The organism is Streptococcus sp. 27098_8_186 (assembly GCF_041432055.1).
Lineage (GTDB): Bacteria > Bacillota > Bacilli > Lactobacillales > Streptococcaceae > Streptococcus > Streptococcus dentalis.
In genome coordinates this window covers 217,317-232,900 of record NZ_JAPVYV010000001.1, presented here as the reverse complement: position 1 = coordinate 232,900, position 15,584 = coordinate 217,317, and the positions used below count along the sequence as shown (strand labels likewise).

Sequence of the window (15,584 nt, the reverse complement as noted above, 5' to 3'; positions counted from 1 at the left end):
GAGAAATGACATCTATGTTAGAACTCAAACATGTATCCTATAGTTACCAAAGCTACCAAGAAGAGATCTTCTCAGACGTGAACTATCAGTTCAAAAATGGGACTTTTTACAGCATTATCGGTCAGTCTGGAGCTGGGAAATCGACCCTCCTCTCCCTCTTGGCTGGTCTAGATAATCCCAAGAAGGGGCAGGTTCTCTTTGATGGGGAGGACATCCAGACCAAAGGGTCTAGCTACCACCGCAAGCATCATGTTTCCTTGGTCTTTCAGAATTACAATTTGATTGATTATTTGACTCCACTGGAAAATGTTCGCCTGGTCAACAAACAAGCTGGAAAAGACATTCTCTTGGAGTTGGGATTGGACGAAACGCAAATCAAACGAAATGTCCTGCAACTATCCGGAGGGCAGCAACAGCGGGTGGCCATAGCGCGTGCGCTCGTTTCAGAAGCACCTGTCATCTTGGCTGATGAGCCGACAGGAAACCTTGACGAACAGACAGCCGGTGACATCATTGCCATTTTGAAGAAGTTGGCCAAGGAACGCCAAAAATGTGTCATCGTCGTCACCCACAGTAAGGAAGTGGCAGAGGCCTCCGATGTGGTCTTGGAATTGAGTCGCCGTAGCCTCGTTGAGAAGAGCAAGTAAGGAGGGAATGCTATGTTGCGCAATGCTTTTGCTTATATCACACGTAAATGGCCCAAGTCTCTCTTGCTCTTTGCCATCATTCTCCTCATGGGGACCTTGAGCTTGATCGGACTCTCTATGAAGGGGGCGACCCAAAAAGCTTCATCGGAAAGCCTGGGATCCATCACCAATAGCTTCTCCATGCAGATCAATCGCAGGACCAATCCGGGAACCCCTCGGGGAGCTGGGAATCTCAGAGGAGAAGATATCGAAAAAATCAGCCAGGTAGAGGGGATCACCTCCTCCATCAAGCGGATCAATGCCATCGCAGATATCCTAGACCACGAGATCATTGAGACTGAAGAAACCCTGCAAAATCAATCTCCAGAGCGGGCCAAGCACTTTAAGAATACCTTGATGGTGACAGGGGTCAATGACTCTTCAAAAGAAGATAAATTTGTCTCTGGAGCCTACAAACTGGTCCAAGGGGATCATCTGACAGACAAGGATAAAAACCAAATCCTCATGCACGAAGATTTGGCGAAAAAGAATGGTCTCAAGGTAGGCGATAAGGTGCGTCTCAAGTCCAATCTCTACGACGCTGACAATGAAAAAGGGGCCAATGAAACTGTCGAAGTGACCATTAAGGGTCTGTTCTCAGGGAAGAACCAAGCTCCTCTAACTTACGCCCAAGAGTTGTATGAAGATACCCTCATTTCTGACCTAGATACAGCTGCCAAGCTCTATGGCAATACTGTCCAAACAGCTACCTATGAGGATGCGACCTTCTTTGCCAAGGGGGATCAGGACCTCGATCAATTGATCGAAAAAATCAAAGCCTTGGATATCCCATGGAATTACTTTGACTTGGTTAAGAGTTCTTCCAACTACCCAGCCTTGCAAAAATCCATCAGTAGCATGTTCCAAGTGGCGGACTACTTGTTTATCGGTAGCCTTATCTTTGCTAGCTTGCTTCTCACTCTTCTCCTTGTCTTGTGGCTCAATGCCCGTCGTAGAGAAGTGGGTATCTTGCTGGCTCTAGGGCTTTCTAAGGTACAGATTGCAGGGCAATTTGTGGCAGAGTTGGTCATGATTTCCATTCCAGCCTTCCTCCTCTCCTATGGAGTCGCAGGTCTTCTTGCCAAAGCCGTGGGAGATACGGTGCTTAAAAACGTCACCAGTGGCATTGCCAAACAAATGGCTCAAGAATCCTCTGCAGCCAACCTTGGTGGAGGAGCTGAGGCGGAAAGCTTCAGTAAGACCCTGACAGATATCCATATGGACATCCAACCGAGCCAATTGCTGGTGATTGTTTTGGTCGGTGGGCTCCTCTTGATTCTCGTATCCATCCTTTCTTCACAATGGCTCTTGCATAAGAAACCAAAAGAACTTTTGGTGGATGTCGAATAAGAGATTGTTTCCTAAAATAGAAATAGGGTATAATAGGAGGTAGAAGTTTCTTAGATAAAAAGGAAAGTGTATGAAGATACTAATCGTAGAAGATGAAGTCCTGATTCGAGAAGGGATGAGCGACTATCTCATGGAATGTGGCTATGAAGTCTTTGAAGCAGGCGATGGGCAGGAGGCCCTGGACCTCTTTCACAGAGAAGCGCCGGACCTAGTCTTGCTAGATATCCAACTTCCCATTCTCAATGGTTTGGAAGTCCTTAAGACCATCCGCAAGACCAGCTCAGTCCCTGTTCTCATGCTAACGGCCTTTCATGACGAGGACTATAAGTTGACGGCCTTTGGAGAGTTGGCAGATGGCTACCTGGAAAAACCCTTCTCCTTGTCCCTCTTGAAGGTCCGTATCGAAGCTATTTTTAAAAAGCTCCAGCCTTCCCGGGTCTTCACCTATGGAGAGGCACGGGTGGATTTTGAGAGCTACACTGCCAGCCTAGCTGGGCAAGCCATCTCCATGAATGCCAAGGAGTTGGAAATCTTGGAATACTTGCTTCAGCATGAGGGCAAGGCCCGGACCCGCTCTCAGATCCTCGATGCCGTCTGGAAGGAGACAGAGGAGATTCCTTTTGACCGGGTGATCGATGTCTATATCAAGGAACTACGAAAAAAACTAGAGCTGGACTGTATCGTAACGGTACGCAATGTCGGCTATAAATTGGAGAGACCATGACCAAACGGAGTATCTTTGCAAAGATCTTTCTGATCACCTTTGCCCTTTTCAGTGGCTTAGTCATCCTTCTACATGCTTCGGTTTACTTTATTTTCCCCTCGACCTATATCGAGTCTCAGCGCCAGACGATTTTGAAGAAATCACAGGCCCTGGCCAAGAGTTTCCAGGGTCAGGAAGAAGGAACCATTGAGTCGGTCCTCGACCTTTATTCCAAGACCAATGATATCAAGGTCTCAATTAAGGGCAAGGAAAAACAAAATGCCCTAGAGGTCAAGGATGACTTGCTCCTGAACCCTAACAGCCAGAACAATTCCTTGGTCATTGAAGAGCGAAAGATTGAGACCAAAGAGGGGAAGGACTTGACCTTGCAATTCTTAGCAACTGTCGATTCCCAAAAGGAAGCGCGGGACATCAGTTTGGGCTTCCTTCCCTATAGTCTTCTGGCTTCCTTTGTCCTGTCACTGCTTGCCTCTTATCTCTATGCCCGCCTGATTTCTGCTCCGATCCTTGAGATCAAGCAGATGACCAAGCGGATGAAGCGCTTGGATCGGACAGCTAGTCTTCCCATTCATTCGCAGGATGAGATCGGTGTTCTTAAGCAACAGATCAACGACCTCTATCACCATCTTCTAGAAGTGATCGACAATCTAGAGCAGCAAAAACAAGAAAATCTGAAGTTGGAGCAGATGAAGGTCGAATTCCTACGTGGAGCCTCACATGAGCTCAAGACGCCTCTAGCCAGCTTGAAGATTATCCTTGAAAATATGCGGGATAAGATCGGCCGCTACAAGGATCGGGACCGCTACCTGTCGGTCTCCCTCGATATCGTCGATGAGATGAACCAGATCGTCCTAGAAATCCTGTCCCTGTCCTCTGTCCAAGAATTGGCTGGAGACAAGGAGTGGATCCAGCTGGATCAGGTCTTAGAGCAGATCCTCGACCAGTACAAGGTCTTGGCGCAATCTCGCTCGCTCACGATTGACAATCAGATCCCAGCCAAACCAGTCTATATGGACCCAGCGATTCTGAAATTGGTCCTCTCAAATGTCATCAGCAATGCCGTTAAGCATTCGGATGCCGGTGGAGAGATCCAGATCCGTCTCGAAGAAGGGACGCATTTGGCGGTTGAAAATACCAGTCAAGAAATGGTAGAGACTGCTGAAATGCCAATGACCACTAGCCGTCAGAAGAAGGAAGGCGGCCTGGGACTCTTCGTGGTCCAACACTTGCTAGACCATGAAGAACTGGCCTATCAATTTGATAAAACGGCTATGGGCTTACGCTTCCGTATGGAACTGCCCAAGGAGCCTCAAGAATAAAAAAATAGAGAGTGGGACAGAAATCGGTAATTCGTTAGAATTCGATTTCGTCGTCCCACCTCCGCACAGTTGAGTAGGGCTATAAAAGCTGATGAAATCAGCGTAGTAGAGCCCACTCAACCACTGCGTCTTGCTCGACAATGCAAAGACAATTGAGAGGCTAGGACTTTTGTCCCAGCCTCTTTTTGTATTTAATCAACCTTTTCTACCTTTAGCAACTGGCCGTGTTTTAATTCATAAATGGTATCCACATAGGTCAGGATGGAGCGGTCATGCGTCACCATGATGGCGCTCTTGTTTTTGGATTTGACTTCTTTCCGGATCAACTGGGCGATTTCTAGCCCTCGATCTGGGTCTAGGCTAGCCGTTGGTTCATCGGCTAAAATGACCTGCGGATTTCCGATGAAGGCCCGAGCAATGGCTGCTCGTTGCTTTTGCCCACCGGACATCTGATTCGGATATTGGTGGTAACAAGCTTCGATGCCAAGATCTGCCAACAAGGCTTTGACTTCCTCTTGGCGTTTTTTCTTGTCCTTTTCTCCTTTTAATTTGGCCACCAGTTCTAACTGGTCACCGATTTTCATGTAGGAGAGGAGCTGGTGATCTTGAAAGATAAAGCCGAGCAATTCCAGCCGTTTTTGCGTCCACTGACTTTGGTTAAGACCGGTCAAGTCTTGGCTAGCGATAGAAATCCGCCCCTCATCTGCTGACAAAAGCAAGCCAGCGATGGCTAAAAGCGTGGACTTACCAGATCCTGAAGGGCCCAAGATGGCGACAAATTCGTTGGGTTCGACGCTTAAATTAAGCTGGTTGAGGACATGGTGCATCTGGCTGCCATCGGCGTAGGATTTTCTGATATTTTCTAATTCGATAATGGCCATCTTATTCTCCATTTCCACCAATGACTTCGATTGGATCTACTTTTTTGATTTTGACAAGGGACAAGGCACCACACAAAATAGAGGTCAGGATAAAGCTAACCGAGATGGTGAGGTTGTCCTTCAGGGTCATAAAGGAAGGGACGCTATTGGGTAAAAATGGCGCCATCATAGTTGCCAAGCCAAGCCCCAACAGCACTCCGATGAGGGAGATGATGGTGAGCTGGGATAGTTGGACATAGGTAATCTGGCTCATGGACATGCCAATAGCCTTCAAGACACCGAACTGTTTCAACTTCTGCAGGGTGAGGATATAGAAGAAGACCCCAAGGATAGCAGAAGAAGCGAGTAAGAGCACCCAGGTGATCATCCGTAGCGTCAGGTTTTGAGCCTTGTAGCCAGGGATTTTATCGATCACTTGCTTCTTATCCGCCACCATTAAGTTGCTGGCTAGATCACTAGAAGGGATGTTTTTTTTAGTCACTAGGGTTTGGGCTTGCCATTGATAGCTTGGATCTGTCTTTTGCCGCATACCTGTGTAGGTCTCAGAGCTGATAAAGCCAATCTCGCTATAGCCGTATTTAGCATTTTTTGCAAAGGCCACGACCTTGAGTTTTTGCTTAGAGGTTTTATCGATCACGTGATCGCCGACTTGGATTCCCTCATCCTCTTTGAAAGAATGGTCCAGAATGACCTCGTTTTTCTTTAAGTCGGAGATCTTGAGGTCTGTATCTTCCATGATTGGATTGAGGATCTCTTTTTCATTGTGGTCGGTCGCGAAGTAGGTGATATCCAGAGTGTTGGAATCCTCTGATTTTGAGACGGTTGCCCGCTGGATGGACAAACCCGAATAGCCCATTCCCTCTATCTTTTGGACCTCATCTAAATCTTTCGCCGTAATGGTTGAAAAGGGGATAATCCCTTCTGAATCCGTCGAAAGGATGTAGTGCAGCGACCCATAGTTATCGATTTGAGCTGATACCGAACGGCCCAGTCCATTTGTCAGACCAGATAAGAACACCACCATAAACATGAGGATGGTAATGAGGAGTTCAATCAGGATAAACTTCTTGGGTTGGTATTTAATTTCATTCCATGCGATTTTCATATTCGTTCTCCTTTTAGTACGGAGATGCTCGAGTAGCTCGGCACCTAAACATACTCTATCATCATACCATAAGTGGGGGGAGAATGGGGGGATGGTGTTTGGGAATTATAGACGAATGAAACAGTTCAAGTTTTTTGTGCATATAATAATATGGATCGCCTTGACAATCCCTCTTTACGAACTATCCCTTTGGCCGTGGTCACGAACGAAAGGTAGCCTATGTGATCTCAGATGCTACAAGGACTGGCAATTCAGAGCTTTTACCTATCATTTAGTAGGCAATACCCTGGAGCAAACTGGGCCTGGTGGAGTCTTCAGTGTAGTCATGATTCAGTGTCCTCAGCCACCGCAGGTCCAGCTACCCGAGCAAGTTTTTTATGAGAATGGTGTGTTGTGCGACTACCAGAACGAAAATCTCAATGTAGAAACCCTTCATGATCGGATTGAAAAATTAGGAGAGCTGGCAAAAGGCTTGTAGGGATGAGCAGCGAGGAAGAATTCTACATAAAAAAGTCCACTAGAATGATTGAGACAAAAGCCACCTTTTTAAGTGGTTTTCTTGTGCTCAAATCAATGTTGCCACCTAGTATTTATGGTATACTAGTTCTATGTAAATTTCTCCGATCCTATGAGTCTAGGGCTGTTTTTACAAGTGAGTGAAAGGGGTCCGAGTTCTTTTGTAGGAGAGGGAAATAATAAAATTTTAGGAGTGTAAAATCATAATGGGTAAAATGAAAAAAATAATGGCTGTGGTTCTTCTGTCTCTTTCTTTGGTTCTGATAGCGGCTTGTGGTACGTCTTCGGCTAAGCTTGAAGGGGAATGGAAAGTCCAAACAGGCGATAAGAAAAATGGTGTGCTGGTCTTTACTAAAGACACTGTGACAGTAGACGGAAAAGAATATCCCTATAAACAAAAGTCTATTGAGAAAAAAGGGAATCTTGTATACTACAAAATCGAGCAACATGGTGAGTCTTATTCTGTGATTTTCCCAGATCAGGATAGAAATATTGCCATCATGATCCAACCGAGTTCAGAAAAGGATGATTTGAGCGGACTCTTGCTGTATGCGATGAATAAAAAAGAGCAACCAAGCTACGAAGACTATGGCAAAAAATACTTGAAATAGACTTGGGTGAGAAAGGGACAGATATGTTTTTTAGAAGACGTCGTTTTTACTTGAACCAGTATTACGACAAAGCCATTTATTATGATCGTAAGACACATGAAGTTTTAGAAGCTCCAAAGAGTAAACTATTAGATACAGAGAAGTCAAATAAGATGAATCGACATATTCCTCTATTAGTTGTTCTCTTTATAGCTAGCGGAAGTGGCATTTCTTCCTTCTTTAGTCTATTTTTACAAGGAACTTATAGCATGACAACTTTTTGGAGTGTTATTCTTATCTGGATAGCAGAATTTGCTTTTATCACTCTCCTTGTAGAACGAGCCTTGTATAGAAATGTCAATAAAGCTCAAGTGACTACCCAAACGGTTTGTCTGACTACTATGATTTATCCCGATGACGAAAATCAAGACGAAGAGGAAAAGACGGAAAAAGGTTTTAGTAAAGGTGCTTTTTTATATTTTAATGCACTCTTATTTACTATTCCTGCAGTAGGTTTCTACTATGTCTATGATTTTATTTCCCGCTTTAAAGACTTGTTGGGGCAACCGATTGGAGGAGAGATTTTTAAGATTATATTTGCAGGTCTTTTGTTGGGAGTTGCTTTTGTTGGGTTCAATCAAAATAATTTCGTTAGAATCTTGAAATTGTCACAACGGTTTGAGGAGGGAAAAATTAGTGTGATATGTAGAGCTGATGACGATCCAGATGTCTATCTAGAAGTGAGGATGGGAACAGATCAAGAACCTATCATCACCGAACTACAGAAAGATGAAAACCAAGTTTTGAAGTAGAAGGTAGAGAGTGGAAAAAAGTTTTCTTGTATAAAATCAATCTGACCAGATAAGGAGAGGGAGTTCATGTCAAAAGCTTCAAAGAAAAAGAAAGCAGTGCTCGAAGAACGATACCACGGCCCTTTGATTACAAATGGGGTTAGTCTAGGCTATATCAAGCTTCTACCTTCGATTACACTACCAGTATCTTTTATGGCGTATTTTGGGACGACCTATATCGATCATATCGGCATTTATAAAATCTTGTTCATTGTTTGCATGGTTATTAGTGGTGTAGCAATCCCACTCTCTTTCTTTGATCGTTTTATTGTGAGATTTAAGAGTTTTATCTATCTTTTTGTTTCCATACTTGTTTTGATTTTAAACATTGACATGACTTTTATTGGCTTGGTTATGCTAGTTGGTAATGACGGGATCTATTCAGTCTGGGCACTTATTTACAATCTCGTTGCTCTCTGTATCCTGCTTTTTTCTACAGGGCTCTACTCCTGGTATTATCTTCCTAAAAATCAGGGGAAAATCTGGGCTTTCAACCGATGGGAGACTTATGGTGGCGATGACAATGACAAGAAGCAAGAGCGATTGTTTAATTTTGGAGTTGCTTTTGTGGCTGTATTGTTAGCGCCAGCTATTATTACTGGCTACATTGAGAATATCTTTGGTGTTTTCTTGGGAATCTTGATGAACTTCGCTTTCCCAGCTCTCATAGTGGATGGAATTCAGGCGGCGCGCTATGTACGCAAACACCCAGAATATGAAGAGTAGATTTTTCATTTTGAAACTTGTTCCTAATGGTTAGGAGATTTTAAGAACTTATTTTCATAAATAGAAAGAGGTATGTATGTTTTTTCTTAGACGGCGCCGTGTCTTTATCGGCGAATGTGATGGTCAGGCGGTCTATTATGACCAACAGACAGGAGAGGCTTTAGCCGCTCCCAAAAGTTTTCTGCTCAATACTGAAGGGGCTCGGAAGACCAACGCCTACATTCCTGAAATGGTGATTTTTTTCATGGCCGGTGGGCCCGGGCTCTTTGGATTCTTTTCAGCTATGTCCATTGGAGTCTATAACTGGACCAGTTTGACCTATATCCTACTATTTTGGTTGGCTGAATTTTTGCTTTTGGTTGCGATTCTAGAACGGGGATTGTATAAAAATGTTCGCAAAGCACAACCTACGACAGAGAAGATTTTTCATTATGCAGCTTCTCATAATTTAATGATAGGCGAAGAAAATTTTGATCCGGCTAAGTGCTCAGCTACTATTTTTCGAATTGTTCGATGGATTATGGTAGCGATGAATCTATATTCTATCTACGTTATTTATCACTATATTCAGTCATTCGGTCAGCCAATTGAGCTGAACCAAGATTTTTGGGGAATGGGGCTCATCTGGTTTACGATTATATTGATGTACAACCAAAACAATCCAATTCGATTAGTGAAAATTATGAAACTGTACAGCCAAGGAAAAGTACGATTTAAAGAAGAAGCAGAGAGTTGATGAGAGGGAGTTCATGTCAAAAACTTCAAAGAAAAAGAAAGTAGTGATCGAAGAACGTTACCACGGCCCTTTGATCACGAATGAGGTTAGTCTAAGCTATATTAAATTTTTTCCTAGGATCATGCTACCGATTACGACATTTTTATATTTTGCGGGTGGCTACGAAGATAGGATTGGTATTATCAAGGTTCTATTTCTTTCTTGTATTCTGATTAATGGCTTCAGTATTATCTTTGGCCTTTTTAACTCTTTAGTGAATCGCTTTAAATCTCTGACCTACATCTTAATCGGCTTGGTAGCTTGGACAATAGTCGTCAGCTTCACCTTTATTGGCCTCTTGATGTTTACCTCGGGCGAGGATTCTATTAGTGCACGAACGGTCAATGATTCTAGCTTCACTTTGTTTTATCTCATTCCCCTCTTGCTCCTATTCGTTGGGATGATCTTGATTTATGCCTGGTATTACCTCCCTCAAAATCAAGGAAAAATTTGGAAGATTAACCAATGGGAGACCTACAAGGTGAATAGTAAGAAAAAAGAATGGCTTTTCAACATTTTGGGAGTTATTGGGATTATGCTGCTGTTCATAGCCGTGATGACAGGCTATGTTGAGAGAATCTTCGGTCTTTTTTTGGGGATGTTAATCACACTAACGTTTCCAGCGGTTATCGTGGATGCCGTTTACGCAGCCATCTACATCCGAAAGCATCCAGAATATGAAGAGTTGACTTAAAGAAATTATTTGGAGGATAAGTTTTCACATGGAGAGTGGAAACTGCCCAAGCTGTGGTGATGGATTTTTCTGAGAATTAGAAAAGAGGAGAGATATGTTTTTGGGAAGACGTCGTATGTATTTTAATCAATATGGTGATAAAGCAATTTATTTTGATCGTAAGACTCACGAACTTTTAGAAGCTCCAAAGAGTAAACTATTAGATACAGAGAAATCGAGCAGGATGAATCGGCATATTCCTCAATTAGTTGTTTTCTTTATGTTTAGCGGGGGTGGTCTTACTTCCTTCTTTAGTCTATTTTTACAAGGAACTTATAGTATGACAACTTTTTGGAATGTTATTCTTATCTGGATAGCAGAATTTGCTTTTATCACTATCCTGGTAGAACGAGCCTTGTATAGAAATGTCAACAGGGCTCAAGTGACTACCCAAACGGTTTGTCTGGTGACTATGGAAAAGTCAGACGAAGCCAAGGACATGGAGGCAGAGATGGAGATGAGTGAAAAAGATAGCCGCAATGCTACACGCCTGATAAAAGGATTGATTTTTCTAGTCCCCTTGGTTGGATTCTTCTATGCCTATGATTTTATTTTTAATTATAAAGACTTGCTAGGTAATCCTATTGGAGGAGAAATATTTAAAATTATTGCAACTGGACTTTTATTAGGTCTTTCTTTTGTAATATATAATCAAAATAATCTTACCAAGAGTTTTGATATATTGGATTTATTCTATGCTGGAAAACTGAGTGTAGTATGTAGAGCTGACGATAATCCTGATGTATATTTAGAAATGAGTGTCGGACCGGATGGAGCTATTTTGACAAAAGAATTAGGTAAGTAAAGAAGAAAGTTTTGACCCAGCTAAGGCATCTGCCACAGTCTACCGAATTGTTCGATGGATTCTTGTGCTTATGAATTTATATTCTATATATGTTATTTATAGTTACATCCGGTTATTTGGTCAGCCTATTGAGACTAATGATAATTTTTGGATGGCTGGATTTATGTTCTATATGCTCTTTTTGGTGTACAACCAAAACAACCCAGTTCGTTTTGTGAAGATTATGAAGCTATACAGCCAAGGGAAAGTACGATTTAAAGAAGAAGGCGATTCTATTGCTAATTTCTTTGGAGGTGGGAAGTGATTAAATATGGAGAAGACTTTCGGTCAGAAGCATTAAATAAGGACTATTTTCAAGCGCTGGGTTCCACACGAGCTTCTGTGAGAATGTTAAGTTTGGCTTGGGCTGGTTTATTTGTATTGAGTATCGACCTGACTCATGTATACTTTTTTATCAAGGAGCAATTCACAGTAGATCCCTTTTCGAATGTCCCTTTTCTTTTTCTATGTCTTCTTCTATTGCTCATGCTGGGCTGTCAGATTATGTCATTCAGCAAGACATTCATCTATAAACATCAACTCTTGAGTACTGCGATGCTCTTTGTACTAATCAATGGAATCCATCTCTCATTAGTTTTAATGGATTATATTCTCACTATTTTAACGAATGAGGTTCTAAAAGATTCGCTGATTTACTCACTGATTTATTGGTTGAGTTTCACTGTTTTATTTATCGGTTTGACGGTTTATAATGTCAGCTGGTTAAAAAAGCAACTAGGACGAGGCTTTTCAGAAAAACGAGCTGCAGGAAACTTTATCGCCACTTCCAGTGTCTTTAGCAGATCCTCCCTCTGGCTTATTTTCGGGATCACTGTGTTAGGCGGAGGGCTGGCCAGTTTATCCGGTTATTATGTGCAAACATTTGGGATCGTGAGTAACATAGTGTTTACTTCAGCTTTTTCGAGGTTAATCGTCGAAGTCGGCTATCTCCTTTATCTAAGAAGTAAGGATAAGACCTATTGGGAAGAAGGACCGAAGGAAGACCAGAGTCAGTTCTTCTTGAAAACCATAGATTTCAAAAAGGCCAAGCACCGCTTAACTACAGAAGTTGTCTTATTTTTGACTCTAGCAGTGTCTTTAAAACTATTGAATATAGATGCTGAAAATAGCCCAAGTTGGCTCATAGGAATCATAAGAATTTTCGGTTATTCGATTCTATTGGATGCTACGATTAGTTTTGTTTTTTATCAGATTAAAAAGAAGAGATAGGGAAAAAGAAGAAGTAGAAAGCCTTCTTTGACTATTTGGAAAGAGGTGTTAGATAAAATGAAACAGTTTAAGTGGTTGATAATAGTATCTTTTATCTTATTAGTCATTCCTTTTTATCTCACTTATAAAAATTCTCAACAATCTAGTACTCTAAAAACAGCTTTTGAAAAACAGGATAGAATCGCAGTTCTTCATTATTTAATGAGGTCGGAAAAGTACTCATCTCAATACGTAAAGCGGGTTACATCATTCCATCTGATGGTGCTATTCGTCTAGAAGGAGTTGTTTATCCACTTGAAATAGAAGGAGAAGTACATTTGAAAATCAGCCCTCCTCAAAAAGATGCAAAAGATTTTCAGTTATTTTTTACTACACAAATTAATGAAAAACAAACCTTTGTGGCTTTCGTGTTAGATAAAAAACTTAATTTAATGTAATCGACCTATTCTCAGGGTAACGACAGTGGAGAAAGAGAGGGAGTCTCTATCTCACATTCCGAAGAAGAGCGTCTGTTGAAAATTGTTCGAGGAGAGATTGACGGCTTTATGGAAAATATGTATCGGATCTTATATGCCTAAATAGACAGTTATAGGTGATGCTACAGACATTCGTGATTATTCGAGCCCGTTCTTTACTTTTTGTTTTATTTAAAAATGAACATGTCTTTTGTGTTGCACTTCATTTTACAACAGGGCATGGGGTCTGTTTTCAGAAAAGGTAATTTTCTAGGAAATAGTTGTTGAATAAATAGGACAGGTTCTATTAATGAACCTACCGACCAACTAAAAATTTCTCTCTTTAGGTTGTGAGTTGGCATCTTGTATACTGAAAATGAATAAAAACAATTTAATAAAAAAGAGATAACACTAATCAATGCAACTTGCTTGACAAAAGCTTTACTTAGTGGTTTAATATACCCCATAAGGGTATATTTGGAGGTGCCTATGTTTCACTTATTTACAAAAATTGATAGTATTTCTACTAGCGAATTAGAAGCTAAACTAAAGGAACCTATTCAGCTACTGGACGTTCGAACGCCTACAGAATTCCGTAGAGGCCATATCAAAAACGCAAAAAATGTCCCCCTAACTGAAATCGGTTCTTATAGGCCCACGACAAAAGAAACACTTTATGTCATTTGTCATTCTGGTGTGCGTAGTAAGATGGCTGCTAAAAAGCTAAAGAAAAAAGGCTATGATGTCATTAATGTCCGAGGTGGTATGAGCGCTTGGACAGGTAAGGTCATCTAAAAGTTTAAAGGAGAAAGCCAATGAAAATTATCATTGTCGGAGGAGTTGCAGGCGGTATGTCAGCAGCAACCCGTCTCAGACGTCTCATGGAAGACGCTGAGATCATTATTTTTGAGAAAGGGCCCTTTGTTTCCTTTGCAAACTGCGGACTTCCTTACTATGTTTCAGGAGAAATTGCAAATCGTGACAGCTTATTAGTCCAAACTCCTGAAAGTCTCAAGGCACGGTTTAACCTCGATGTGCGACCATTTCACGAGGTCGTTCAGATTTCTCCAGAAAATCACACTGTCACTGTCCGACATGATGGACAGGAATTCACAGAAAGCTACGATAAGCTGATTCTCTCTCCAGGAGCTAAGCCATTTGTTCCTGCCATTGATGGCTTGGAAGAAGCTAAGAATGCCTACACGCTCCGCAATGTTCCTGATCTCGATGAAATTATGGCAGCCTTGGACAAGCATCCAAAGGAAGCTGTCGTCATCGGTGCAGGTTTTATCGGACTAGAAATGGCTGAAAACCTTGCTAAGCGTGGCTTGCATGTCACCATCGTGGAAAAAGCGCCCCATGTCTTGCCACCATTAGATCAAGAAATGGCAGCCTTTGTCCAAGTAGAATTGGTTACAAACAGCGTTCGTGTTATCACTTCCCAATCTGCGACTCGATTTGAAGAACAAGGAAAAATCATCGTTCTCGAAAATGGTCAAAAGATTACTTCTGACCTCACCATCCTTTCTGTCGGTGTTGAACCTGAAAACAGACTGGCCAAAGCTGCGGGGATTGAGCTGGGACTTCGAGGTGGTATCCTCGTCAACGAAAACTACGAAACCAGTCAAAAAGATATTTTTGCAGTTGGGGATGCAATCGTCGTCAAGCAAGAGATTACAGGTCAAGATGCTCTCATCTCTCTCGCTTCTCCTGCCAATCGTCAGGGCCGCCAAGTGGCGGACGTCATTGCAGGACTCGGTCGTACAAACAAGGGAAGTATCGGTACTGCTATCGTTCGCGCCTTTGGTATATCCGCTGCTTCGACAGGTCTTAGCGAGCGCACTCTTCGTGACAATCAACTTCCTTACAAGGCACTTCATGTCAGTGGGAAAGACCACGCTGGTTATTATCCAGGGGCTACTGATATGACCCTGAAGCTCCTCTTTGACCCAACCAGTGGTAAGATTTATGGTGCCCAAGGTGTCGGAGCTAAAGGAGTTGACAAGCGAATCGATATCCTAGCAACTGCTATCAAGGCTAATCTCACCGTCTTTGACTTGCCAGAATTAGAGTTCACCTATGCACCACCATTTGGTTCTGCCAAAGATCCCGTCAATATGCTGGGATACGCAGCTTTGAACCTTATCGAAGGTCTGAGCGACAATATACAGTGGTACCAGCTAGAAGATGAAATAGCTACTGGCAAGAAATTCCTGGATGTACGGACAAGTAGCGAATTCCAGAGTGGTCGACTCAAAGTCGATACCATTCATATTCCCCTAAACGAATTACGGGAACGCTTGGATGAACTAGACAAAAATCAAAACTACATCGTCAGCTGCCACAGTGGTTTACGCAGCTATATCGCAGAGCGTATCCTCAAGCAAGCAGGATTTACCGTCCAAAACCTTGACGGCGCTTATTCACTATACAAAATGGCTAACCCAGAAGGAGTAGAATATGGTAACTAATATCAGTATGGCTGACTTTTATGAAAAATATCAAAATGAAAATCTAGATCTTATCGATGTCCGTGAAGTACATGAATTCCAAGCAGGACATGCACCAGGTGCCAAAAATCTTCCGTTAAGTACCTTGGAGCAAGGCTACAAAGAACTCAAACCTGACCATGAATACCATGTCATCTGTCAAGGTGGAGCGCGTTCTGCCTCTGCCTGTCAATTTCTCAGCGCCCAAGGCCTCACCGTTACCAATGTAGAAGGTGGTATGAATGCCTGGCCCGGTGATGTAGAATAAATCAAATACAAAAAAAGCAGTTTGTTTACTCTAAAGAAAACC

16 protein-coding genes and 2 pseudogenes are annotated in these 15,584 nt (G+C 42.3%); 16 read left to right on the top strand and 2 right to left on the bottom strand.

The annotated features are described in order from the left end of the window. The first annotated feature begins 5 nt into the window (after window positions 1-5). The 4 genes from O3602_RS01145 (at window position 6) to O3602_RS01130 (ending at window position 4,079) form a co-directional block, all read left to right on the top strand. Window positions 6-647 (top strand): ABC transporter ATP-binding protein, encoded by a 642-nt coding sequence (locus O3602_RS01145; protein ID WP_003002612.1) that lies wholly within the window; start codon window positions 6-8, stop codon window positions 645-647. A 12-nt stretch (window positions 648-659) separates the two neighbouring features. Next, window positions 660-2,036 (top strand): ABC transporter permease, encoded by a 1,377-nt coding sequence (locus O3602_RS01140; RefSeq protein ID WP_371610983.1) that lies wholly within the window; start codon window positions 660-662, stop codon window positions 2,034-2,036. A gap of 70 nt (window positions 2,037-2,106) precedes the next feature. Beyond that, window positions 2,107-2,760: a response regulator transcription factor gene (locus O3602_RS01135; protein ID WP_009731294.1), complete on the top strand. Its 654-nt coding sequence runs from the start codon at window positions 2,107-2,109 to the stop codon at window positions 2,758-2,760. Then, window positions 2,757-4,079 (top strand): ATP-binding protein, encoded by a 1,323-nt coding sequence (locus O3602_RS01130; RefSeq protein ID WP_371610982.1) that lies wholly within the window; start codon window positions 2,757-2,759, stop codon window positions 4,077-4,079. The genes O3602_RS01135 and O3602_RS01130 overlap by 4 nt, the downstream gene beginning before the upstream one ends. A 191-nt stretch (window positions 4,080-4,270) precedes the next feature. Here O3602_RS01130 and O3602_RS01125 read toward each other — a convergent pair whose 3' ends face one another. Beyond that, a complete protein-coding gene (locus O3602_RS01125; RefSeq protein ID WP_371610981.1) occupies window positions 4,271-4,960 on the bottom strand; it encodes an ABC transporter ATP-binding protein in 690 nt (229 codons plus the stop codon). A 1-nt stretch (window position 4,961) separates the two neighbouring features. Continuing rightward, window positions 4,962-6,065 carry an ABC transporter permease gene (locus O3602_RS01120; RefSeq protein ID WP_371610980.1) on the bottom strand — a complete coding sequence of 368 codons (1,104 nt, stop codon included), beginning with the start codon at window positions 6,063-6,065 and terminating at the stop codon, window positions 4,962-4,964. A gap of 173 nt (window positions 6,066-6,238) precedes the next feature. On the opposite strand from O3602_RS01120, the pseudogene O3602_RS01115 reads away from it, so the two are divergent. From O3602_RS01115 to O3602_RS01060, 12 genes and pseudogenes are all read left to right on the top strand, one after another. Continuing rightward, a pseudogene (locus tag O3602_RS01115) lies at window positions 6,239-6,543 on the top strand (hypothetical protein); the annotation flags it as partial. Window positions 6,544-6,787: 244 nt separating this feature from the next. Further along, on the top strand, window positions 6,788-7,192 hold the full coding sequence (locus tag O3602_RS01110) for a glycosyltransferase (protein WP_371610979.1): 405 nt from the start codon (window positions 6,788-6,790) through the stop codon (window positions 7,190-7,192). Window positions 7,193-7,215: 23 nt separating this feature from the next. Then, window positions 7,216-7,983, top strand: coding sequence for a hypothetical protein (locus tag O3602_RS01105; RefSeq protein WP_151378748.1), 768 nt, complete (start codon window positions 7,216-7,218; stop codon window positions 7,981-7,983). A 66-nt stretch (window positions 7,984-8,049) separates the two neighbouring features. Further along, the gene (locus O3602_RS01100; RefSeq protein ID WP_371610978.1) at window positions 8,050-8,748 is read left to right on the top strand and encodes a hypothetical protein; all 699 of its coding nucleotides are present in this window, start codon (window positions 8,050-8,052) and stop codon (window positions 8,746-8,748) included. 76 nt (window positions 8,749-8,824) lie between these two features. Then, window positions 8,825-9,484, top strand: a complete 660-nt coding sequence (locus O3602_RS01095) for a hypothetical protein (RefSeq protein ID WP_151378749.1) — start codon at window positions 8,825-8,827, stop codon at window positions 9,482-9,484. Window positions 9,485-9,497: 13 nt separating this feature from the next. After that, window positions 9,498-10,217 (top strand): hypothetical protein, encoded by a 720-nt coding sequence (locus O3602_RS01090; protein WP_151378750.1) that lies wholly within the window; start codon window positions 9,498-9,500, stop codon window positions 10,215-10,217. Between the two features lie 115 nt (window positions 10,218-10,332). Further along, window positions 10,333-11,061 (top strand): hypothetical protein, encoded by a 729-nt coding sequence (locus O3602_RS01085; RefSeq protein ID WP_151378863.1) that lies wholly within the window; start codon window positions 10,333-10,335, stop codon window positions 11,059-11,061. After that, a pseudogene (locus O3602_RS01080) lies at window positions 11,060-11,365 on the top strand (hypothetical protein); the annotation flags it as partial. The gene O3602_RS01085 and the pseudogene O3602_RS01080, both read left to right, overlap by 2 nt. Before the next feature lie 83 nt (window positions 11,366-11,448). Then, window positions 11,449-12,330, top strand: coding sequence for a hypothetical protein (locus O3602_RS01075; RefSeq protein WP_371611099.1), 882 nt, complete (start codon window positions 11,449-11,451; stop codon window positions 12,328-12,330). Window positions 12,331-13,274: 944 nt separating this feature from the next. Next, window positions 13,275-13,580 carry a rhodanese-like domain-containing protein gene (locus O3602_RS01070; protein WP_371610977.1) on the top strand — a complete coding sequence of 102 codons (306 nt, stop codon included), beginning with the start codon at window positions 13,275-13,277 and terminating at the stop codon, window positions 13,578-13,580. A 20-nt stretch (window positions 13,581-13,600) separates the two neighbouring features. Next, entirely contained in the window at window positions 13,601-15,256 is a 1,656-nt protein-coding gene (locus O3602_RS01065; protein WP_371610976.1) for an FAD-dependent oxidoreductase, read from the top strand. Beyond that, entirely contained in the window at window positions 15,246-15,542 is a 297-nt protein-coding gene (locus O3602_RS01060) for a rhodanese-like domain-containing protein (protein ID WP_003011404.1), read from the top strand. Before O3602_RS01065 ends, O3602_RS01060 begins: the two co-directional genes overlap by 11 nt. Window positions 15,543-15,584 lie beyond the last annotated feature (42 nt).